This window comes from Bacillus sp. ME78 (assembly GCF_903970865.1).
GTDB lineage: Bacteria > Bacillota > Bacilli > Bacillales > Bacillaceae_G > Bacillus_A > Bacillus_A cereus.
This window is the reverse complement of the sequence record NZ_CAJCKK010000017.1, coordinates 1-22,586: the sequence shown is the minus strand read 5'-3', so window position 1 is coordinate 22,586 and position 22,586 is coordinate 1. Positions and strand designations below refer to the sequence as shown.

Genomic DNA, 22,586 nt, shown 5'->3' with positions numbered 1-22,586 from the left:
TTTAAACAGGCATCTACAAAAAATGAAAATTCAGTTTTTATAACCTTTTATGATACTATACTTTTTGAGGTTATTATATATACTACAATACAACTATATGTCTTAACCCACTCTGTCTAGCAAAATTGGTCATATAATTTACACGATTTTAAATTTTTAAACACCATACATGACTCAAGTAACTTTTTACAGTTTGGGCCTGCTCCTCCACCATCATGGATTACTGTTTCATTTGTAGGGTTAATACCTCCACTGTGCTTTGTTAATTCTTCTGCTTTTAGTTCACGCATAAATTTATTCATCTTTTTTCCTCCTAAGTAATATTGATTTTTAAACATATTAGCAAAATTGGTTATACAGAATACATGATTTGGGGCGTTTTGCTAGACATTCATTCAATAAACTTTTACAGTTTGGGCCTGCTCCTCCACCATCATGGATTACTGTTTCATTTGTAGGGTTAATACCTCCACTGTGCTTTGTTAATTCTTCTGCTTTTAGTTCACGCATAAATTTATTCATCTTTTTCCCTCCTAAGTAATATTGATTTTTAAACATATTAGCAAAATTGGTCATATAATTTACACGATTTTAAATTTTTAAACACCATACATGACTCAAGTAAGTTTCTACAGTTTGGGCCTGCTCCTCCACCATCATGAATTACTGTTTCATTTGTAGGGTTAATACCTCCACTGTACTTTGTTAATTCTTCTGCTTTTAGTTCACGCATAAATTTATTCATCTTTTTCCCTCCTTTTTTAGGATTTTTATTACATTTATTACAATACATAACCAAATAAAGGAAGTCAATAACAATATAAAAAATTTTAAGAATATTCAAATCTTGAGAATTTTATATTTATCATTAAAATTAATTGCAGTTCTTGAAAAATCTAGATTAATATTTTTCTCTTTTAAAGAGGGTATTCGACAGCAGTAGTTGAAAACAATGAAAATAAATTATTTTAAGGAGATATATTTTATGCACTTTACAAAAAGGATTATATTCGTGTTTCTAGAAATTATTTTAATTGCTATAGGAGTTGTTTTCATTTGCTGTCTACCAAAATTGTTTTTGACTTCCTCACAAAACAATAAGAAACTAATTATATTTGAATTGGATTGGCTAGAGTATATTAGTTATGTGAAAAAAGTTATTAATTCCCTACTAGATCCATTACATATAACATATGAAATTTATGGTATTAAACGCTTATTATTACCCAATTTATTAGAGTCATATTTTTATACCTTAACTATTATAATTTCAGCTTTTTTTATTGCGGTATTCTTATCTATTGTTTTAACAAAATTCACATTCTATTTACCAAAAAGAATCCAATCTATAATTTCGAAAAGTTTGAATATCATAGAAGCTATACCTGACTTATTTTTAATAATATCTGTACAATTAATTATTATTTTAATATATAAAAATACAAATTGGCTTATTACTATTCCATTTTCTACAATAACAAATACAACATATTTTTTACCTATTGCAACTCTTTCAATTTTACCAACGATTTATCTATATAAAATAAATTTAATTAACTATAAAAATGAAATGTCAAACAGTTATATTGATCTAGCAATCGCCAAAGGATTGAAACATTTTTATATACTAAATCACCATGTTTTGCGTAATACATCAATCTCCATTTTTTATAATGCGAAATCCATTTTGTTACTAATGATTTCCAATTCAATTATTCTTGAATTTTTATTTAATTCTTTTGGATTGTTCAGATTTTTGATTAGCCATCAAAACCCTGAAATTATCTCCATTGGTATTTTACTTTTCATGATCCCACTTTATTTTTTATTTGAAGTCTTAAAAATTGTTATAGTAGAAAGAAGGTATTTATATGATAAAAAAATTATATAAAAACACACAATTTTTAGTAGGTCTTTTTATTTTATTCAGCATTATTATAACTAGCTTTATTTTAGAATACTCAATTGAATATAATTCTGAAAATCTAGATCTTCAATCTGTACCCACACCCCCTTCTTTAATGCATCCATTGGGTACTGGAGATTATGGAGTGGATATTTTAAAACAAGTTCTTATTTTTGCACGAATACCAATTTTCTTCGCTATAGTCATTTGTATCTTTCGACTCGCTTTCTCACTTATATTTGGGGTATTACATGCTTTTTTTTACACTTGGACGAAATATATAAATTGGATTTTTGAAATTTTCCAATTTATACCTACCACTCTGTTAGCAATTTTACTAATCAGTCCTACAATGTCAGGTATCTATGATAATCCTGAAAATAAATGGATATGTTATACAATTGTAGTTCTTACTTTAATTGGCATACCAAATTTAACACATCTTATTAGCAATGAAGTTAGATTACTCTTAAAACGTGAATATGTTATAACTTCGAAGCTACTTGGTGGATATTCTTATCACATATATAAAGTTCATATTAGGCCTTATTTAATTTCAAAACTATTCATTTGGTTTCATCAACAAATACTACAGGTAATGATATTAATGATGCATTTAGCTTTATTTGAAACTATTTCCTTTAATGTGGGAGGTAGTCTTGTATTAATTAGTGACACTAATCAAAAACTAATGAACTTTCCTTGGGTAGCAGTGGGGCCTGTTATTTTCTTTACCATTGTTGTTTTATCTATTAATGCTTTACTATCAGGTTTACAAAGTACTTTAAAAGGTGATGCTACATTTCACGAATCTTCTCTTCTACTAAATAAAATAGAGCAAGTAAAACATGAGAGATGGAAGATACATTTACAACAGTTGAAACAATGGCTTTCAATAAAATTATAATTAGTACAATAATATTTAATTTCCATTTAAAAAATGAGATATAACAAGATTAACGCCTTAATTAAAAACAAAAGATAAAGAAAAATAGGATTAGAGATTATTGTTGAAACTAGATAGATGAATATAAATGCAATTAACCTTAGCCTAGGAAAATGCTTGTATATGAAAAAAGCAAGTTTTCAAAAGGAAAATCAAAGAAATAATGTATAGGATTTTAATCTTATAAAACCTTTTCAAATTGCGAGCCGGTGATGACCCCGGAGCTGGATTGGAGCAGCGGGCGAGATGTAATCCGAATCGAAGAGCTGCACGGGCGCTCTCTGGTCATTTACCGCCGATTCGACAGCTGATACGCGAGACTTGTCAGAAAACCGGCTTCGGCATTATCCCGAAATTCGCGTTTGAGCTGGCGAACCACAGTAGTCTGATCTATAAGGAAATCGACAGTCCTTCCCTCTCCAAATCACGATTGCGGCAATCTGGTTTAAGGACAGTTACATGTCCTTATTGGCTAGAAAGTTCCTGGAAAATTTCAGTAAGGAATAATAAAATAAAGGAGTGAACCGACTGTTCACTCCTTCTCTCTCCATATCTTTGAGGGCTTTTTTAATCTTTTCATGAGTAAAAATCAGGTGCCTCTGATTTTTTTTATAACTATTTTTAAATTTAAAAGGCAATATCTACAAATTGGGCGTGTGATTTGATATTGTAAAGCTCTCTGACATCAATTTGCTCATCATCTATCATCATGTATCCCATAGCTTTTATGTACCAATTTCATGTGGATAGCTCAACTTAATGATAACGAAATCTTTCCCCACTTAGTGATGAAACCCATTATCACATTTCGTATCATGTAGCATCATAGGCCCATCTAGGGAATCCAGGAAGGCCACGGCCTGTTTGAGGTTCTTTAAAAATAAGTGCGGGAGATACATGGAAAATCCGTTTCGAACCACAACGGGCATAATAGTAACTGCTTCCATATCTGGAGGCAATGGATAGGTGAGTACTTGCCAGCCGAACACACGCAATTGTCGAGATAAATCATAAAGATTCCAGTTTAATATGTAACCCGTTTTCACTTGCCAAGCGAAAACGGGAATATCCAAACCATCGGACAGAAGTTCGAACGGTTTCATCTTCTTAGACCTATATCATTTAATTCAACCATCAACTGTTCATTCATTCATTTATGCGCCCAAAAATTATATATATTAATTAAGCTTTTACTTCTTCTAATTTTTTAATAGCTTCTAAATCAGAATAATACTGCTTAATAGTCATTTCAATGCAAGCTTTTCTATTCTCTTGAGTTCTTTGCCCATATTCTTTTTGTTATATAAAAAATACATAATATAAATTTTACATTAATTGGTTTATAAAAACATTTCATATTTACATTTGCTTCTTATTACTATTTAATGAGATATAATATTTGTATCAAATTTATCGAATGTTTCGGAATTTACTTTTTCTCCATCTATCGTCATATTTATTTTCTGTTTTGGATTTGCTGTTACCACCCAAGCATTTGGTAAATAGCGATCTTCATGGGATAATGTAGACGGTGAATTTATAACCCTTCCTCCTAAATATAGAGTAGCCGAAGATCCTCCATCCATTGCCATTGCATTTATAGCCCCTTTTTCATATAGAATATCTTGACACTCTTTTAACGTAGCCCCTATACTATGCGTCTGTCTACCGTCAATGACTAGAAACATAATTGTACCATCTTCTTTTTGGGCCATAATACTCCGCGGAGCAGAACCCCAACCACCGTCTCCTTCTGTAATCATTTTTTCACCATTTACAATTAACTGTGGCATAAATCCTGCTGCTGAAACGACTTGTTTATCCAAAAGTTGTCGGGTAGAATAATTTCCTGTTATCATTTGCCCAAACTTTGTTAAACCCGTAATAATTGTAGGGGTATTACTATCTATATTTGTATCAATAGCTTTCCCATTTTCTATTACTATTCCAGTTGCAACATTGCCTCCACCCCTTCCTGTTTCATCAGCAAATCCACTTGCATTCACAGCAACAAGTGCATGATTACGTTTTGCCATTACACTAATTTTTTCTCCCCTGTTAGTCCCCTGTGTTCCTTGATGGCTAACAAGTTTAACATTGAATGGATTGCTTATGGTAACTAACCTTCCTTCGAAAAGAAAACGACTATCTTTATTGCTTTTAATTGTTTCTACATCAATTTCTAATGGCTGATTTTTTAATTCTTCCAATCTTTTTCCTGCTATTTTTTTATAAATATGTTCATCACTGTTTGACCATTTTGGATGATTAATTCTATCTTGCAGTTTATCTAGTTCCTTTTGAGATAGGAATGTATATTTCGCATATTGTGGATGTTGAGAAGTTAGTATACTCCCAGCCATTGTTATGCGAAGTTCTTGGCCATAACTAGTACCAAATAATATTCCTATGCCAATAAGCATGAAAATAGACAATAGAAGCAAAATTCGTTTGAAGATTTTTCTGAGATGTTTCATAGTTTTATCCTCCAGCATTCATTACATTCAATAAATCCATTAAAATATTATTTATCTAAAGACAAAAGTGTTTGATTTCCTCATGCCTGAATTCCCCGCTATATTTTAACAATTAGGGCAAAATACTTATTCCAAATTTTATTTTTTCAGTGTATATTTATAAATTTAATAACGTTTTTGCAACCATGAAATAGATTACTAATCCTGTTCCGTCAACAAACGTTGTAATAAATGGACCTGAAACAACTGCAGGATCTAGTTTTAATTTTCTTAGAATCAAAGGTAAAACAGCTGCTACAATAGAAGCCCAAATAACAATAAATAATAAAGTAATTGCTACAACTTGTGCAACTTCTGTTCCAACTCCTAACATATAAGCACGAGTGAGCCCAGCTATCCCAAGTGCAAGCCCAAGAAGCATACCAATTGCAAATTCTTTTTTCATTACACGGAAAAGGTCTTTAAATTTCACCTCTCCGATACCAATTGCACGAGTAATTGTTGCTACAACCTGTGTTCCTGTATTCCCTCCAGTACCTACTAATAATGGAACAAAGAAAGCAAGGGCAACTACAGTTTCAATTTCGTCTTCAAAGTACTTTAATACCGTACCTGTGTATGCCTCAGCAACAAAAAGAAGTAATAGCCATGGTAGACGTTTTAAGAAAATGCTCCAAATGCTAGCTTCAAAGTAAGATTGATTCAATGGTTCACTTCCGCCTAACTTTTGAATATCTTCTGTAGCTTCTGCTTCCATAACATTCATTACGTCATCAAATGTTATAATACCAATCATTTTATTATTTGCTGTTGTCACAGGTATTGCTGCTAAATTATAATTCAGTAGCTTTTTTACAACTTCTTGCTGATCAATTTCAGCTTGTACTGAAATTACCTCTTGAATCATGATAGTAGATAATATCTCTTCATCTGGTGCTAGTAATAACTCATGTATGGAAACGATTCCCTTAAGATAACCGTGATTATTAAGAACATAACTATAAGATATTGATTCTACATTTTTAGAATGTTCCCTAATGTACTTCAATGTCATTTTTACTGACCAATTTCCTCTAACTGCAACAAAATCACTTGTTACAAGACTTCCTGCCGTTTCAGGTTTGAAAGTCATCAATTTTTTCACATTATGTTTTGTAATTTTATCTAGATACGCCATTAATTTAGCCTGTTTTTCCGGATGAACCGCTAGAAGTAAATCTACTAATTCATCAATCGGTTGTAAATTTAGCAACTTTTTGGCTTTATTTTCAGATAAGTGAATTAAGATATTATATTTTTCTTCTGCACTCATATATTGAAGAATTTTAGAGCTTTTTAATACAGGTATTGTATTTAGCAATATGACTTGATCTTCAATTGAAAACTGTTTTACTTCTTGTGCAATATCATACGATGGATGACGTAAAACTTTCTCTGCATCCAAGTTATTTTTGGTTATAAGTAATTCCTTTAATAATTTCTTCATGTTAACTCCTCCTCATATTGCTAAGGGAGACTCTAGAGTTTCATGAGTGGTTTTGTTTTATTTTATCTGTCTTAAATTTTTTATTAAAGCAATAATAGTTACATTGCAATCAATTCATTAGTTAGAATTACCTCCTTTTTGAATATAGACAAGATAAAAATAAATAAAATTAAACAGAAAAACCTTTACTCAAAAAGGAGTAAAGGTTTTTTCACAATACAAATAAATGATTATTAAGACCGCCCTGCCAAAATCACAGAGGTGCCTTTCTATCAAATCGTATACCACTCCCTCGTTGAGTTTTAGCACTGTATAGCATAGGTTTTTATAACCAGCTACATTAAGAAGGGCCTTAATCCGACCGTTCCTGTTGACCCATTGGCGTCTCTCGACATTTTTGGGCAGCAGCGTTTCTCTATACAGGAGCCTCACCTAACAAAGTTTATTGAATTACTTCAAAATTTAAACCAGAATTTAATATTTGTCAACTGACTTTCAATTCCATTCATAAAAAAATCTTTTATTGAAAATGAAATTATATTTTATAATAAATTTAAAATTCCCCTTAAAAAACATAGAATTCAAATAGATTTAATTCGAAGAAGAGTTATAAAATATATGAAACTTATTGTTTTTAATCAAATTCCAATTGTATAACAAAAGATAAATAATTAGTCATTCTTTATATCAAAAGAACATTCTAAAAAAATCTTCTTTTATAATTAAAATCTTCTTTACTGTTTATCAAATTTAGGTGGTTAAACTACTTAATCAAACGATACACTACAAGTCAAAAATATGTACTTATACGGAATGATTACATACATTTTCTCTTATCATTTCTCAAAGGACTATTAAGCAATAAAATAAATAAAATTAGCAATACGGTTGCTTGACAAGCAAAAAAAATATATTTATGCTTGCTACACGAAACAAACACATAAAATTTATATTGCTTAACCTGTTAGGTGAGGCTCCTATGCAAACACAGGCTATTGCCCAAAAATGTCGAAAGACGCCAATGGGTAGAACAGGAATTGTCGGATTAAGGCTCTTCTTAAGATAGCTAAGTGATGAATTTTCATTACTTTACGTTGTATAGTGCCAAAGCTCTACTAGGGGGAAAAAGCCTTATTTAGTCATGCCATTTTGAATCCCTCTAGTTACATACTAGGGGGATTTTTGCGTAAAAAAACAGGGAGTAAGCGATAGAATCTTCCTAAACAAAAGTCATATTTAGTAATTGACGAGAACAAGATTCTATTCATTAGCAAATGTAATATTATGTTTTGTTTTAAATCAGGAGGATATTAAAATGAAAAAAATATTAAAACTCGATTATCTATTGCTCCTTCCTCTATTCATAACATGTACTTTAGGTATTATCATGATGTATAGTGCAAGCTCCATTGTCGCTGTCCAACATTACGGTTATAACAGTAGACATTTTGTTGATTCTCAATTAACAAAGCTACTTTTAGGAACAATAGGATTAATAGTTTGTGCTTTACTCCCATATGAAATATGGAAAAAACGAATAGTCTCAATCTGTATTATGGTTGGGGGGATTCTTTTATTAATTATGGTTTTATGGAAAGGAAAAGTGGTAAATAATGCTCAATCATGGATCTTTGGAATACAGCCAGCTGAATTTCTTAAATTAGGAACAATACTTGTAACAGCCCGTTTTTTTGCATTACGACAACAACAAGCTAAAAATAACTGGCGTGGTATCGGAAAACTTTTATTTTTTTTAACCACAATTTTTTTTCTTATCTTTAAACAACCAAATTTAGGATCTGCACTTTTAATATTAGGTATAGGTTTTAGCATATTTCTTTGCTCAGGAATAAATATAAATCTACTAATCAAAAGAACTATCATCAGTTCTATTTTGTGGTTACCTATTTTATATTTCTTGATTCAATATAGTTTGTCAGAAGTTCAAAAGACACGTATTACTACGATTTTCAATCCCTTTCTTGATTCGCAAGGAAATGGATACCAGCTTGTAAATTCTTTTATTTCCATTGGCTCTGGAGGAATCACTGGTCGTGGATTTGGAAATAGCATACAAAAAACAGGTTATCTTCCGGAACCACATACTGATTTTATAATGGCAATAGTTTCTGAAGAACTAGGATTTATTGGTGTATTTATTCTAATGGTTGGAGTTTTGACTATAGTACTTCGCTCCTTAAAAATCGCACAATTATGTGTAGATCCATTCGGCAGTTTTATAGCAATTGGTATAGGATGTATGATTGGTATGCAATCTGTTGTAAATTTAGGCGGTATTACGGGACTATTTCCTCTTACAGGGACTCCATTTCCATTTGTAAGTTTTGGTGGAAGTTCTTTAATGGTCAATTTAATATCGGTAGGTATATTAATAAACATTTCAATTTTTAATAAAAATAAGTTTTATAATCTTAATATATAATTTTTATATTTTATCTTAAAATTCGACCTCATTAATCAATCTATATTTAAAGAATTTCTAATTATTTTTTTAAATGTATGAATATAAATATTTATGTTCATTTTAATACGAAAAAAGGCAAGCATAAACTTATGCTTGCCTTCCGTTCTTAAAATCAATTAAACCTAAAACAACGTGAGGTTAACCAAATCTAGATTCTGTCTTCTACGCCCTATTTTTTACTTTTCTAAAACAATTCCTGCTATTTCATTAGCATATTTTTTAGAGTCAAATCCATCATAATTTGGGGTATGAATGGCCCAAATTAGAAGGAATCGTTGCCGTACCTCAAAAATATATTCATACTTTTATATTCTTTCCTTCTTATTTAAGGTTTTAAAGCCTGTTTTTCTAACTTAAACAGGCTCTTTTATTTTCATAAAACCCAAAAGCATTAAGACTCCCACCTCAAAAATAGACAGTAGTAATGAAATTAGGTAGGAAAATATCTAATTTTAAAAGTCCGTTTGCTTCAACTATTAGTCATTGAGGGATTTGCTCCCTCCACTGGCAGAGCCAATCGCACGTGCTAATGTATTTATTCCAAGTGTAACTCCTAATTTACAAGCTGTGAAATCTTATATAAGAAATTTAGAACAACAGTAAATATTTATTAATAATAAGAAGCGTGGAAAATAAATCTTTCTAGGCTTTTCTAGATTTATAAATTTTAACTTAATAGCAATGTTATACTACCCCTAGTAGAGTTAGAATTTCACCTTCCAAGAGTTCGTTAAATGTGAATTTAACGAACTCTTGATTGGATGGAGATGCTATCCCCTCTTACTGTTATTGTACTTGTACAAAGACATGAAACTCTAAACTATTTAGACAAGAAAGTCTAAACTTTAATTTCTAATGAAAAATAACAAAGCAAAAAGAGCGTGTATTCATCTATTTATCTAAACACGCTCTTACGAATATATAAACCCTATATAAATTGCTTATTCCATTCTGAGTTTCTCTTAACTAATACATATCTTTTTATATACGATTATCATGCCAGAAGTTTATTGGAAAATGATTATTCTCATCATAAGCTTCAAATTCATACCCTTTTTCTTTTAATCCTTTTATAATTGCTGGAACTGCCGCGACAGATTGTGGATGTATATCGTGCATTAAAACAATTTCTTTTGAAGACGTCGCACCTGCTAAGACATTTTGAACAATTTTTGCAGCTGCTACATCAACGGGTAATTTATTGTATTTCCAATCTAAAGAATCAATTGTCCAATCCCATACTTTTAAATTATTTCTGACCACCTCATTTCGAAGTGATTCATTTAAGCCAGGCATTGATCCATATGGTGGACGTGTTAATTTCGGTGTGTTTCCAATAACATTCCGAATTAAAGATTGATCTTCTTTCATTTCCTTAACATATTCCTGATTGGTGTATAACTTTTTAAAATCATGTGTCATACTATGCATGCCCACATAATGGTTCTCTACATGTTCTCGTTTCACCAAATCTGGGAACCTTTTCACATTGTCGCCAATTAAAAAGAATGTTGCTTTCACATCATTTTTCTTTAATACATCTAATAAATTAGCTGTATATTTTCCTGGTCCATCATCAAAAGTTAAATATACAACTTTTCTTTCTTTACCATCAAAACGATTAGGTATCGATTTTTCTAATTTATTTTCAGGTAGACTGCTCACTTGTTGAACACTGTTTCCCTCTACCGCATTTACTAGCTTAGGATTTGTAATAGAATGAAACATGTAATAACCTATCGCTACTACTATAATAGCTAGTAATACACTTATAACCCTTTTTTTCTTAAGTCTAATTTTCATACCTTATTTCTTCTTTCTATCCTAGTAGTCCACTTCATGTTGTTTAATTTTTACCATGATTAACAAATTAAAAGTGAAGTTTATTCTCGATTTTGTAAAAGCTGTACTATCCTCAATCGCTTTGTATTTAGTAGTACAATAAATTAATCTGTATGTTGTTTATCTTCCGTTACTAGTTAGTCCCGTAACTTTCAATTTTCTTTTCATGGATAACTAAATACAGCTCAAGATTCACCCTATTAAAGGGGAGTGAATATCTCATATTAAATTTATTTGAATTTCATTTCTAAGACATCGAATTTTTTATGATGTTTTTAACTGAAATAATTAATTAGCTTGGTATACACTTGACACCTTATTTATGAAGTACATGCTTTTCATAGTAAGATTCCTTCTTAGCTGAAGGCTCACTTTTACCCACAATTACACAGATGACAACAATAAAAGCTAAGACAATTGTTAGCCATGTAATTGATTCGCCTAAGAATAAAACAGAAAAAATAATCATTAAAAATGGTTGTAAATATTGCAACTGACCAACTTTTGCAATGCCACCTAAAGACATGCCACCATACCAAGCGATATAAGCTAAAAATTGACTTATGATAGCTAAGTAGAATAAACTAATCCAGGCCTCTATAGGAGCTTGAAGCATATCACTGGATATGCTTAGTCCAACAGGAATTATAAAGAAAGGAGCACCGATTAAATTCGCCCATGCGATTACTTTCCAACTTCCAAGATCCTTCGAAAGTTTTCCGCCTTCTGCATAGCTTAAACCGAGAATTAATACAGCTGCAATTAATGCTATATCACCCATCTGTAATTGGCCTAATCCAAGGTATACAGCATAAAGAAGAACAGTTATTGTACTAATGATACTTGCAATCCAATAACGCTTGGAAAGTTGCTCTCCCCCCCTCCATGTGGCAAAGCCAGCTGTTGCAAGTGGTAATAATGCAACTTCAATGGCCCCGTGTGATACAGGTAATGATTTCATTGCGTAGGTTGATAATAATGGAAAAGCAAGTACAGCACCAATAGCAACAATCCATAGGCTTTTCATTTGGTCTTTATTTGGTATTTTCTCTTGGTTTTTAATAAAAATAATACCTACTATTATTGCTGCAATGACAACTCTACCTAACCCAACAATTGCCTCACCAAAGTAAGGTACGGCCGTTCTTGTTGCTGGGAGTGTCAGACTAAAACAAATAACACCAATACAACCAAGTAACATTCCTTTTCTTATATTGTTCTTCATTCGATCCTCCTTTTATAGATACATAGATGCAATTTGTAGTTAAACTGAGTAAGCTAATTAATTACGATTCTAACTGATATCGAACTTTTTCTATAGGACAGATTTTCGCATCTGTCATGGTACAGAATTCACGTAGGATATATAACTGTACAGTATAAAATAATTAAAACGAAAAATAATAGATAAGTAATTTTTGATAATAAACATTATGATATTTCATTGAATTAATTTGACTTTATAAGACATTACAAAAATAAAAAGGAGAAATAGCAACTCTGATAGTTGCTATTTCTCCTTTTTTATTTTTAATATTCTTTAATTAGTATGAAAGTATTTTATATAAACAGAGTATCTCTAACCCTGGTAAAGGCTAACTTCTTCTCATAAGGAAGTAAGTTTTATTGTTTGGGCTTTGTAGATTCTATGTTAGTAGTTCCACCATTTATACGTTGTTTTTTCAAGTCAAAGTATGCGTCTAGAACTTCCTTTCCAATCATAGAATTGATCCCTTTATTATCATGTTTTAGCCATGGGACTACTACTGAAAATGCTATTTCCGGATTATCATTTGGAGCATATCCAACTAATGTTAAGTTGTAACATTCTATCCGTTCTCCCTTTTCATTTCTCCCAATTGGGTCATCTCCACCATAAACCGTTTGGGCTGTCCCTGTCTTCCCAGCTGGCTTGTATGGATCATTTTTGAAGTACTTTACACCCGTTCCATCCCCTTCTTGAAATCCCCATCTAAAGCCTTCTTTTACTCGATCAATATATTCTGTCTTCATATCTACTCGATTTAATACCACTGGTTCTATAGAACGTATAACTTTAGCAACCTCTTCTTGTTTTATTGGTTGTTCTTGTATTTCTTTTACAATTTGAGGTTGCATTCGATATCCACCATTTGCAATAGTTGAAACATATTGTGCCAATTGTAATGGTGTATAGGTATCATACTGTCCAATGGCGAAATCGAGTAGAAATCCAGGTTGACTATCTACTTTCCTAGTTTGTCCTGTAATTTCATTCGGTAAATCAATCCCTGTCTGAACTCCTAAACCAAATTGTTTAAAGTAATAACGCATTGTATTAAATGCTTCTTGTTTAATAGATAACGAGCCATTTGGTACATAATTAACTCCTGCTATTTTCAAAGCTGTATGGAACATATAGACATTTGAAGATACTTGTAAAGCTCTCAATTCATTAATACTACCAAATCCAGATACATTCCAAGATTTCTTAACTCGTGTACCTTTAAATTTCATAGGAGCATCATAAAATTGCGTTCCTGGTTGGATAGCACCTGTCTGGTATCCGGTTAATACCGTAGCTCCTTTTACAGAGGATCCTAATTCATATGAAGTCGTCATGTTACCTAATGCTAAATCCTGAAGTTCTATATTCCCATCTTTTTGTACAATCTTTTTACCCGCCATAGATAAAAGTTGTCCATTATTCGGATTCATCATGACAACAAAAGCTCGATCCATTAATGGTTCTGAAGTTTTAAATGCTCTCAAATGTTTTTCTATAATTTCTTCTACTTTCTTTTGTAATTCCATATCTATTGTTAGTGTTAAACTATTGCCACTTTTCCCTTTAGAAACCTTCTCCGTGTTTATGATGTTACCTGATTTATTCGTAATATATTTAACTTCTTCTTTTGTACCATGTAGTACATCTTCATATTTTTGTTCAATATAACTTTTCCCTACACGCTCATTTCGGTTATATCCGCGTACTAAATATGAGTCTAAATTTTCTTTTGGTAAACCTTCTTCGCTACTTGTAATATTTCCTAATACAGAGCGGAACAATTCCCCATTCACATAATTACGTTCCCAATCAACTGTTGCATCTACCCCTGGATATTCAGCGAGATGTTCACTTATCCTTGCATATTCTTCATCTGTCGCATCTTTTTTCAAAATTTGAGGTGTAAATTGATAACCTGAGCTCATTCTACTTTTAATAGCTAATACCTTTAAATCTTGTGCTGTTAGCTCTGCCAATTCTTCCTCTGTTATACGACTTCGCCTTAAGTCTTCTATTTTTTTATCTAACTCTTTCCCTTCAATTCCTTTTTCTTTATATTTTTCTATGTCTTTTTTTGTGACTAGTGATTCCGCGTGTTTCTTATTTAATTGCATCCAAAAGTCCTTTTTATCCGTCTCAGTTAACTTACTTAGATCTTTATCAGGTATTTCAAGTACCTTTGCAAGATCATTTGCCACTTTTAACATCTTATCATTAGTTACATTCTTTAACCTTGTATATGTAATCGTACGCATCATACGATTATTTACAACAGCGTTTCCTTCTCTATCTAGAATATGTCCACGTGGGACTGGAATACTCGTTGTTGCATTCTCATTTTTCTCCACTTGATTCTTATAGGTCTCACCATCAATAATTTGCACCTTTCCCAGTTGAATAATAATAGCTGAAAATAGTAAAAATACGAAAAGAAACATTATATTTAATCGGATAGATATACGTCTATTCTGTTTATTATTTTTTATTTTCTTCTCTTGTTTCTTTCCTTGCTGTTTCTTCATAACTCCTCCATTTAATACTGTTGACATTGCATGTTAACTACTGAGTGACTAAAACAATTGGTAACAACTGTTCAATCAGAAAAAAGTTCTCACATTTGTAATTCATACACCTTAAATTCTACTTGGATTGGTTATCAAATTTATTTCATATGTTGAACTAAAACCGTTGAACGATTAAATGATTTATATGTTATAAGTTAGCTTGTGACAACAATCACTTTTACACCGTAGTCCGCCTCTTATCCATTTTGTTTCTTTCTCAATATTTTCAACATTACTTTTCTTTTTTACTATAATTCTTGGTAGGTTTGAATGTTTTGATGATTTAAAAGCAACAACATAGAATTTTAATGTTCATTTCCCCCTTCACAAATACATGAATGTACATCATAATAATCATTAAACTGTTTAAGCTAATTAAATATGATTATAATTGTTAATAATTTTTTTCTATATAGTAGAATTTCATGTCTGTCATGGTACAGATTACAGGGAGAATTTATATGATTTCAAAATATAGAGGTATTTTAGTATGGTTGAAACAACAAATAGAAGATAAGCATTTTAAAGCTGGAGATAAATTACCTTCTATCCGAACATTGGCTGATCAATTTCAATGTAGTAAAAATACGGTTGTAAAAGCATTATTAGAATTAGAAAAACAACATATTGTTTATTCTAAACCTAAAAGTGGTTATTACGTCGTTCATACACACATAGTACCTGATGAAACGCATGATGTAGATTTTTTGTCTGTAGGTCCTGATGAACGAACCATGCCGTATGAAGACTTTCAGCATTGTATCAACAAAGCAATCGAGTATTATAAAATACAAATATTCGCTTATAGTGAGCCGCAAGGGTTACTCTCGTTGAGAAAAGAGTTAATAAATTACTTACATCATTCACAAGTGTTTACAAAGCCTGAGCGACTTGTTATTACTTCGGGGTCACAACAAGCGTTAAATATCTTATCAATCATGCCTTTCTTAAACGGGAAGAAAAAAGTATTAATTGAGCAACCCACCTACTATGGTATGATAAATACCTTACAGTTAAATCAAAATGAGATAATAGGAATTGATTTAACAATGGATGGAATTGATTTTGGTAAACTAGAAGCCTTGTTCCGCGATGAAGATATTAAATTCTTTTATACTATGCCAAGATTTCATAATCCACTTGGCCATCATTATACAAATGAAGATAAGAAAAGAATGGTCGCTCTTGCAGAAAAATATGATGTTTACATTGTAGAAGATGATTATTTGGCTGAATTTGATGAGAATTCAAAAGCAGATCCATTATTTGCATATGAACCTAATGGAAGGGTCATTTATGTTAAAAGTTTTTCAAAAGTTTTTGTACCGGGATTACGTATCGCAACAGTTATACTACCTGAAGCGATGGTTGATTCATTTATAAATTATAAATTTGTTTCTGATTTTAATACATCGACACTCTCACAAGGTGCTTTAGAAATTTATCTAAAAAGTGGCATGTTTCATTATCATGTAGATAATGTTAAAAAATTGTATATTAATAAAATGAATATCTTATTAAATGCTTGTTCTTCTTATTTACCAGATTATATAGAATTTACGAAACCACAAGGTGGTTTGTATCTTACTATTTTCTTGCCTTCACATATAAACATAGACAAGTTGATTGATTTGTTAAAAGAAAAACGCATTTATGTAGATAATGCATCTCGAATGTATTTAGAAGGAAGCAAGCAAAAGGCCATTCGGATCAGTATCTCCAAGGTAAATAAAGATAAAATAGAATATGGGATTCGGGAATTGGCGGCTTGTATAGTAGATATGATGGAAAAGAAAAAAGATACGATAATATGGAATTAATATTTATGTGAAACTCAAAAAGACACCTTATTTCAAGGTGTCTTTTTGAGTTTCACATTAGATAAATTCTATTATATGTTTCCAATTAATTATGGGCCCTTTTGTTTAGTGACAATAAAATAGAAGAAAAAAGAGAAGGTAAGTTTATTGTGACAAAAAATTTCTCTTTAGGTTCCCAAGTAACCCTTTCAATGCTTAGTAAGAAACAAGATTTAATTGATTTTGCTATGATTAACAGTTCTTTGGTTAAACCAATTAAATATATTAAATTAGATAATGGCATTCCCACCAGTAGGAGGAACGTCAGGAAAATGCGGATATACAACGTTAAGCTAAATGGAGCATAAAAATCGATTCCTTTACAATATTTAGGAACCGATTTTAAATTTTTCGTGTTAAACTTGCGCCCCCGTTTGTTTAAGTGTAATTCTTAACAAACTCTTCTACACCTTAAGATAACTCCAACGACCACCTAATAATGATCAGTTTTGTTATCTTTGTAAAACCATATCGATGTGAGGGATGTTATCTTCTAAATATGTTTCAGATATGGTTTGAAAACCAAAGGAACTATAGAATTTTCTCAAATAATCTTGGGCTTGAATTTTAACAGTTTTTTCTTTTAATTCATTTTGGATAAAATCTAGCCCCTTTTTTAAAAGTTCCTCTGCAATTCCTTGTCCCCTATATTCTTTCTTTACAAAGACTCTTCCAATGGAAATTTCTTGATAAGAAACACCTGCAGGTACAATCCTTAAATATGCAATGATTTCCCCATTGTTTTCTTTAAAAAGATGATATGAAAAAGGATCTTTACCATCAACTTCTGGGTAAGGGCAATTTTGTTCAACCACAAAAACTAAAGTTCTTTCTTTTAAAAGATTGTATAGTTCAATATTTGTTAACTCGTCAAATTTCTTTAAATTCCAACCCATAAAATTTCACCTCTTGTTTTTTGTTGCAAATGCAATGAATTTCATATAATCAATAATTTCTTTTGTTTCCTTTTTTAACAAATTCCCAATCAACTTCTACATTTTCACTCACCCTTTGAAGAAGGTTAAATAGGGTCTCCATTTCTACTTCTGTAAATCCATCTAATGCAACCATATTAGAATAATCATTTTCTCTTTTTATAAAAGGATAAACATTCTTGCCCTTCTCTGTTGGGAAAAGTTTTTTTATTTTTTTGTTATGTTCATCATCTTTCTTATCGATGAATCCATTTATTTTTAGTTTTTTTATAGCGCGTGCAGCTGTTGTTCGATCTACTTTTATCATCTCAGCTAACTTTTCTTGAATGATTCCCGGGTTTTCACATATTCGTACAAGGTACAAATATTGCCCTTTTGTGAGGTCATATTCTTTAAATTCTATATTACTAATAGAATCTAATGCTCTTGCAATCTTACCAATTTCACGAAGAATTTCTTTCATAATTAACTCCTCAACTGTTTTTATTGTAAATACAACAAAAAGAATGTATATTAAATATAACTCATTATTGTTGTATTTGCAATAAAAATATAAAGAGGTGAGTAAAATAAAATATGTTCTTTATGTATTAGGAATTTTAATATTAACCTTTGGTGTTTTTCTCACTATACAATCAGACCTTGGAACTTCACCTTTTGATGCACTTTTGGTGGGACTATCCAAAAACGTGGGGCTAACAGTAGGCAGTTGGGAAATCATTCTAGCTTTCATATTGATCGGTTGTAATTCATTTTTAAAAAGACAAAGACCTGAAGTTTTAGGGTTATTAACAGCTTTTATAACAGGTATCGGTATCGATATGTGGCTGTTATTATTGAAAAATTTGATATCACCTGAACTATGGTATAGTAAAATTGTTTGTTTTATAATCGGCCTAGTTGTTATAGGATTTGGCACCGCAATTTATTTACACACAAATTTTGCAGCGGTTCCAGTAGACAGATTGACATTAATCATACAAGAATTAACTAGAACAAATATATTTTTATCCAGAACATTTATTTATCTCATATTCTTGATTGTGGCATTTATTTTTAATGGTCCAATTGGCATTGGAACTTTATTAACTGTTTGTTTAGGAGGAATAATACTTAATTACTTTATACCAATCACTAAAAATATAGTAGAACACCTATTAATAGACACTTCCACCTCAAAAATTTATGATAAAGAACAAAATCATCCTACATAGGATGGTTTTGTTCTACTTATTTAATTAACCTGCTCTGTTAATGTAAGTACATTGTTTCACATATACGATAAAGTAAACAATACTCCTAGAATAAGGGGTATATCAGACTCGAAATTATTTACAATAGGGAGAGCAAGTGAGTATTCAAAATTAGAAGCCATAATACATTTGAAATGTACTATGGCTCTTATTTTTCAGATCAAAAGTAAACAATTTTATTATTCATTCATACCTTTCCCATTTTACGTTCTTTTTTTTCTCCTCGTTTACTAAGAGTTGAAATACATCTGGTCTTGAATAATGACCTACTACATCAAAATCAAATTGACTGTATGCTATATCTCGTAAATCAAGATCTGCTATGAGAATATCCTCTTTTCCAAAAACAGGTTCTTTAATATATTCCCCTAAAGGACCAACAATTGCACTCCCCCCAGGACACATCTCATCAGGAGAGGATAGCAAGTCTTCATAACAGGCTAAATCGACAGGATACATATCTTTATTAACATATTGATTACAAGATAAAACGAAGCATCTCCCTTCCGCTGCAATATGACGAATGGTAGATTGCCACAATTCCCTAGAGTCTGCTGTTGGAGCAATATAGATTTGAACGCCTTTTGCATACATTGCTGCTCTCGCTAATGGCATGTAATTTTCCCAACAAATTAAAGCCCCTATTTTTCCATAAGGTGTATCAAAAACAGGAAGTGTACTACCATCCCCTTCTCCCCAAATGAGACGTTCAGAACCCGTCGGTTTTAATTTACGATGTTTTCCAAGCAATGTTCCATCTGGCCCAAAGAACAATACAGAACAATATAAAGTTCCTCCACTAAATTCATTATCTCTTTCAATTACACCAATAATAAGATAAACGCCAGCTTTACGTGCTGCTTCTCCTAATTTTTTAGTTGTTTCACTAGGAACTGGAACTGAGTTTTCCCAGTAACGTAGCCAGTCTTTTCTGCCTTCTTGGGATCGACTGCCTACTGTAGCCCCAAATGTTAGTCCCCTTGGATAAGCTGGAAGAAAAGCCTCAGGAAACACAACTATGTTGGCACCTTGATTTCCCGCTTCAAGAGTGAGTGAAATTGCTTTTTCTGTACTTGCTTCTCGATCCATAATGACAGAAGCAGCTTGGACAACGGCAACTCGTACATTAGATTTTTGATTTTTCATTTTATCCCTTCCTTTTTAACCAGTCATCTAGTATCAATTTAGCCTTTTATATCTAGTTAATAATTATTTTAAGAGCATTAACCAAAAAATGTAATTGGTAATATATTTAATACTAATAGAACTAAAAAAAAATAAAACATCCACTTAATCAGTATTTTACTCAACCACTTATTAAACATAGGAATATATTTTACGGTTAAGATTCATTTTTGTTCTATATTCAAAAATATAATCGGGTTTTTCATAAAATTGGTGATTCTAATTTTTGATTAATAAGGTCAATAACCTGAATTGAGTTATTAAATTCAAAGTGGGTGGTGAAAAATAACAGAAAGTGGATGGTTACATGTAAATCTCCAGGTGCTACCATTGCCTTGTAATTGAATAATAATAAAGATAGGTGGGAGTTTATTATGAACAGTTATCCTAAATATCGTGCAGCAGCTATTCAAGCTGCACCAGTATACTTAGACTTAGATTCAACGGTAGAGAAATCTTGTGAATTAATTGCTGAAGCTGCATCAAATGGAGCGAAATTAGTCGCTTTCCCAGAAGCTTTTCTTCCTGGGTATCCTTGGTTTGCTCTTATTGGTCACCCAGAATATACAAGATCCTTCTATCATGAACTTTATAAAAATGCTGTTGAAATCCCGAGCTTAACTATTCAAAAAATAAGTGAAGCTGCAAGGAAAAACAATACTTATGTATGTATTTCTTGTAGTGAAAAAGATGGTGGGTCTTTATACCTAACTCAATTATGGTTTAATTCTAAAGGTGATTTAATTGGAAAACATCGAAAAATGAAAGCGTCTGTTGCAGAAAGACTTATATGGGGAGATGGAAATGGAGGTTTCATGCCTGTATTTGAAACTGAACTAGGAAATTTAGGTGGATTAATGTGTTGGGAACACCAAGTTCCTCTAAATTTACTTGCTATGAATTCTCAAAATGAACAAGTACATGTAGCATCTTGGCCAGGATACTTTGATGATGAGATTTCTAGTAGATATTATGCAATATCAACACAAACTTTCGTTATTATGACATCTTCTATATATTCAGATTATATAAAACAAAAAATCTGTCTAACAGCAGAGCAGGAAGAATACTTTAATACATTTAAAAGTGGACACACCTGTATTTATGCACCTAATGGGGAGCCCATTAGCGATATGATTCCAGCAGAAACAGAGGGAATTGCCTATGCTGATATAGATATAGAAAAAATAATAGATTATAAATATTACATTGATCCCGCTGGCCATTATTCTAACCAAAGTTTGAGTATGAATTTTAACCAGAGTCCAACAGCTGTTGTTCATAAGTCAGGTGCTAACAATAATAAAAAGATTTCATATGAGGAAATTAATTTATCGGTAGGAAGTAAACTATAGCATACTAATTTGAATGATATTAAAAGTTCAAAAGAGAAATACTTTTAAACATAAAAATAATAGCTCTCATAATTATAGGAGGGCTATTATCCTCAATTTTATAAAATTAATATATTTCATTATTATTGGTTAAATAGTTTAGAGTTTCTTGTCCCAATTTTAAAAAGTTTAGACTCTCATGTCCTGTTATTGAGACAAGAAAGTACCTACAAAATTTATGATAATGGCTATTTATCAACGATTATTTATGTGATTTTAGTTTAAACTTTCATGTCTTTTTATAGTTGTACAAGGACATGAAAATGGATACTTTTTAGACAAGAAAGTGGGTACTTATATTCCTATCATTGTTTTAGGGTAAGAAAGTGAATACTTTTTTATAAAAGAATTGTTTTAGTTATATATCTACGAGCCTCTTTATTAAGATTTTTAATAGTAATTTTATTAATAAACAGAGAGATTTTCTGTACATTCGCGTAGAATGATTCTTTCTAAAATAAAAAATAGAGCCTCAGGAACAGTATCCTCAGACTCTATTTTTTTTATTTTATGTAGGACAGCATAACTTTCTCTAATTCTTCTTTACTAACATCATTTGCAAGTAATATGACTTGATAAGCGCTATTCTTTCCTTTTGCAGGAACAATTCCTTCCATATACTTCGTATTACTTTCAGATGATTCTGCAAAAGTAATGTTTGCACCTTCTAATTTATAATTTGTTACCTTTTCACTCTCTTCCATTATCCCGTAAAATGGATTTTCTTCTTTATCTCTAACTACAGATTGATTCACAACATACCAAGACAACGAATCTCCTCTGTGATATTCAGAAACAATAACGGGATTCTTCCTACCAGGAAACAACGAAGTTTGAACTTCTTCACCAGCTAGTTTAAACTCATTTACTACAACAGGTGGTGTCTTAATTTGAAAATCAAGATACTTCTGTGCTTCCTTTTTAGTTAATCTAAAATCCGAATAAATTTTCCTTCTAAATGGTTCAATTTCTTTTTCATTTTCCTTA

The 22,586-nt window shown here is 31.3% G+C and carries 17 protein-coding genes, 3 pseudogenes and 2 riboswitches; of the genes and pseudogenes, 6 read left to right on the top strand and 14 right to left on the bottom strand.

The window, feature by feature from the left end; translation table 11 throughout:
- Positions 1–116: 116 nt before the first annotated feature.
- From H6481_RS18330 to H6481_RS18320, 3 genes are read right to left on the bottom strand one after another with little or no spacing between them, the layout of a single operon-like run.
- A complete protein-coding gene (locus tag H6481_RS18330) occupies positions 117–302 on the bottom strand; it encodes a hypothetical protein (RefSeq protein WP_182812640.1) in 186 nt (61 codons plus the stop codon).
- Between the two features lie 37 nt (positions 303–339).
- Positions 340–522 (bottom strand): hypothetical protein, encoded by a 183-nt coding sequence (locus H6481_RS18325; protein WP_086420007.1) that lies wholly within the window; start codon positions 520–522, stop codon positions 340–342.
- Between the two features lie 37 nt (positions 523–559).
- Positions 560–745 carry a hypothetical protein gene (locus H6481_RS18320; RefSeq protein ID WP_182812637.1) on the bottom strand — a complete coding sequence of 62 codons (186 nt, stop codon included), beginning with the start codon at positions 743–745 and terminating at the stop codon, positions 560–562.
- Between the two features lie 240 nt (positions 746–985).
- Between H6481_RS18320 and H6481_RS18315 the strand changes: the two genes are divergently transcribed.
- Positions 986–1,891: an ABC transporter permease subunit gene (locus H6481_RS18315; RefSeq protein ID WP_182812634.1), complete on the top strand. Its 906-nt coding sequence runs from the start codon at positions 986–988 to the stop codon at positions 1,889–1,891.
- Positions 1,872–2,813 carry a peptide ABC transporter permease gene (locus H6481_RS18310; RefSeq protein WP_182812631.1) on the top strand — a complete coding sequence of 314 codons (942 nt, stop codon included), beginning with the start codon at positions 1,872–1,874 and terminating at the stop codon, positions 2,811–2,813. The genes H6481_RS18315 and H6481_RS18310 overlap by 20 nt, the downstream gene beginning before the upstream one ends.
- A gap of 821 nt (positions 2,814–3,634) precedes the next feature.
- Here the strand turns inward: H6481_RS18310 and H6481_RS18305 are convergent.
- The 3 genes and pseudogenes from H6481_RS18305 to mgtE all read right to left on the bottom strand — a co-directional run.
- Positions 3,635–3,955 (bottom strand): annotated as a pseudogene (locus tag H6481_RS18305) (glutamate decarboxylase); the annotation flags it as partial.
- A gap of 279 nt (positions 3,956–4,234) precedes the next feature.
- The gene (locus H6481_RS18300) at positions 4,235–5,329 is read right to left on the bottom strand and encodes a phosphodiester glycosidase family protein (protein ID WP_182812628.1); all 1,095 of its coding nucleotides are present in this window, start codon (positions 5,327–5,329) and stop codon (positions 4,235–4,237) included.
- 157 nt (positions 5,330–5,486) lie between these two features.
- Positions 5,487–6,815, bottom strand: a complete 1,329-nt coding sequence (gene mgtE / locus H6481_RS18295; RefSeq protein WP_182812625.1) for a magnesium transporter — start codon at positions 6,813–6,815, stop codon at positions 5,487–5,489.
- Positions 6,816–7,096: 281 nt separating this feature from the next.
- A riboswitch (M-box (ykoK) riboswitch) is annotated at positions 7,097–7,262 on the bottom strand.
- Positions 7,263–7,768: 506 nt separating this feature from the next.
- A riboswitch (M-box (ykoK) riboswitch) is annotated at positions 7,769–7,945 on the top strand.
- Positions 7,946–8,130: 185 nt separating this feature from the next.
- Between mgtE and H6481_RS18290 the strand changes: the two genes are divergently transcribed.
- The gene (locus tag H6481_RS18290) at positions 8,131–9,258 is read left to right on the top strand and encodes an FtsW/RodA/SpoVE family cell cycle protein (RefSeq protein WP_182812622.1); all 1,128 of its coding nucleotides are present in this window, start codon (positions 8,131–8,133) and stop codon (positions 9,256–9,258) included.
- A gap of 218 nt (positions 9,259–9,476) precedes the next feature.
- On the opposite strand, the pseudogene H6481_RS29145 reads toward H6481_RS18290, so the two are convergent.
- From H6481_RS29145 to H6481_RS18275, 4 genes and pseudogenes are all read right to left on the bottom strand, one after another.
- A pseudogene (locus tag H6481_RS29145) lies at positions 9,477–9,542 on the bottom strand (D-alanyl-D-alanine carboxypeptidase); the annotation flags it as partial.
- Between the two features lie 739 nt (positions 9,543–10,281).
- Entirely contained in the window at positions 10,282–11,103 is an 822-nt protein-coding gene (locus tag H6481_RS18285) for a peptidoglycan-N-acetylglucosamine deacetylase (RefSeq protein ID WP_182812619.1), read from the bottom strand.
- A 355-nt stretch (positions 11,104–11,458) separates the two neighbouring features.
- Positions 11,459–12,367 (bottom strand): DMT family transporter, encoded by a 909-nt coding sequence (locus H6481_RS18280; protein WP_182812616.1) that lies wholly within the window; start codon positions 12,365–12,367, stop codon positions 11,459–11,461.
- A 398-nt stretch (positions 12,368–12,765) separates the two neighbouring features.
- A complete protein-coding gene (locus H6481_RS18275) occupies positions 12,766–14,847 on the bottom strand; it encodes a penicillin-binding protein 2 (protein WP_259347376.1) in 2,082 nt (693 codons plus the stop codon).
- A 587-nt stretch (positions 14,848–15,434) separates the two neighbouring features.
- Between H6481_RS18275 and H6481_RS18270 the strand changes: the two genes are divergently transcribed.
- Complete coding sequence (locus H6481_RS18270; protein WP_182812610.1) at positions 15,435–16,793, top strand: PLP-dependent aminotransferase family protein; 1,359 nt, start codon at positions 15,435–15,437, stop codon at positions 16,791–16,793.
- Positions 16,794–17,284: 491 nt separating this feature from the next.
- On the opposite strand, the gene H6481_RS18265 is transcribed toward H6481_RS18270, so the two are convergent.
- Both H6481_RS18265 and H6481_RS18260 read right to left on the bottom strand, forming a co-directional pair.
- Entirely contained in the window at positions 17,285–17,728 is a 444-nt protein-coding gene (locus tag H6481_RS18265; protein WP_053512695.1) for a GNAT family N-acetyltransferase, read from the bottom strand.
- 49 nt (positions 17,729–17,777) lie between these two features.
- Positions 17,778–18,230: a MarR family transcriptional regulator gene (locus H6481_RS18260; RefSeq protein WP_053512694.1), complete on the bottom strand. Its 453-nt coding sequence runs from the start codon at positions 18,228–18,230 to the stop codon at positions 17,778–17,780.
- Between the two features lie 106 nt (positions 18,231–18,336).
- On the opposite strand from H6481_RS18260, the gene H6481_RS18255 reads away from it, so the two are divergent.
- Complete coding sequence (locus tag H6481_RS18255; RefSeq protein ID WP_098641189.1) at positions 18,337–18,981, top strand: YitT family protein; 645 nt, start codon at positions 18,337–18,339, stop codon at positions 18,979–18,981.
- 222 nt (positions 18,982–19,203) lie between these two features.
- Here the strand turns inward: H6481_RS18255 and H6481_RS18250 are convergent, their stop codons facing one another.
- Positions 19,204–20,166, bottom strand: coding sequence for a carbon-nitrogen hydrolase family protein (locus H6481_RS18250; RefSeq protein ID WP_182812607.1), 963 nt, complete (start codon positions 20,164–20,166; stop codon positions 19,204–19,206).
- Positions 20,167–20,579: 413 nt separating this feature from the next.
- On the opposite strand from H6481_RS18250, the gene H6481_RS18245 reads away from it, so the two are divergent.
- A complete protein-coding gene (locus H6481_RS18245) occupies positions 20,580–21,560 on the top strand; it encodes a carbon-nitrogen hydrolase family protein (RefSeq protein ID WP_182812604.1) in 981 nt (326 codons plus the stop codon).
- 542 nt (positions 21,561–22,102) lie between these two features.
- Here the strand turns inward: H6481_RS18245 and H6481_RS18240 are convergent.
- Positions 22,103–22,586, bottom strand: a pseudogene (locus H6481_RS18240) (transcriptional regulator); the annotation flags it as partial.

Coding starts and splice junctions, on each gene's coding strand:
- H6481_RS18250 (WP_182812607.1), bottom strand. CDS start 20,166: ATGAAAAATCAAAAATCTAATGTACGAGTTGCCGTTGTCCAAGCTGCT.
- H6481_RS18315 (WP_182812634.1), top strand. CDS start 986: ATGCACTTTACAAAAAGGATTATATTCGTGTTTCTAGAAATTATTTTA.
- H6481_RS18310 (WP_182812631.1), top strand. CDS start 1,872: ATGATAAAAAAATTATATAAAAACACACAATTTTTAGTAGGTCTTTTT.
- H6481_RS18265 (WP_053512695.1), bottom strand. CDS start 17,728: ATGGGTTGGAATTTAAAGAAATTTGACGAGTTAACAAATATTGAACTA.
- H6481_RS18300 (WP_182812628.1), bottom strand. CDS start 5,329: ATGAAACATCTCAGAAAAATCTTCAAACGAATTTTGCTTCTATTGTCT.
- H6481_RS18245 (WP_182812604.1), top strand. CDS start 20,580: ATGAACAGTTATCCTAAATATCGTGCAGCAGCTATTCAAGCTGCACCA.
- H6481_RS18285 (WP_182812619.1), bottom strand. CDS start 11,103: ATGAAAATTAGACTTAAGAAAAAAAGGGTTATAAGTGTATTACTAGCT.
- H6481_RS18260 (WP_053512694.1), bottom strand. CDS start 18,230: ATGAAAGAAATTCTTCGTGAAATTGGTAAGATTGCAAGAGCATTAGAT.
- H6481_RS18325 (WP_086420007.1), bottom strand. CDS start 522: ATGAATAAATTTATGCGTGAACTAAAAGCAGAAGAATTAACAAAGCAC.
- mgtE (WP_182812625.1), bottom strand. CDS start 6,815: ATGAAGAAATTATTAAAGGAATTACTTATAACCAAAAATAACTTGGAT.
- H6481_RS18270 (WP_182812610.1), top strand. CDS start 15,435: ATGATTTCAAAATATAGAGGTATTTTAGTATGGTTGAAACAACAAATA.
- H6481_RS18280 (WP_182812616.1), bottom strand. CDS start 12,367: ATGAAGAACAATATAAGAAAAGGAATGTTACTTGGTTGTATTGGTGTT.
- H6481_RS18275 (WP_259347376.1), bottom strand. CDS start 14,847: ATGTTTCTTTTCGTATTTTTACTATTTTCAGCTATTATTATTCAACTG.
- H6481_RS18290 (WP_182812622.1), top strand. CDS start 8,131: ATGAAAAAAATATTAAAACTCGATTATCTATTGCTCCTTCCTCTATTC.
- H6481_RS18330 (WP_182812640.1), bottom strand. CDS start 302: ATGAATAAATTTATGCGTGAACTAAAAGCAGAAGAATTAACAAAGCAC.
- H6481_RS18320 (WP_182812637.1), bottom strand. CDS start 745: ATGAATAAATTTATGCGTGAACTAAAAGCAGAAGAATTAACAAAGTAC.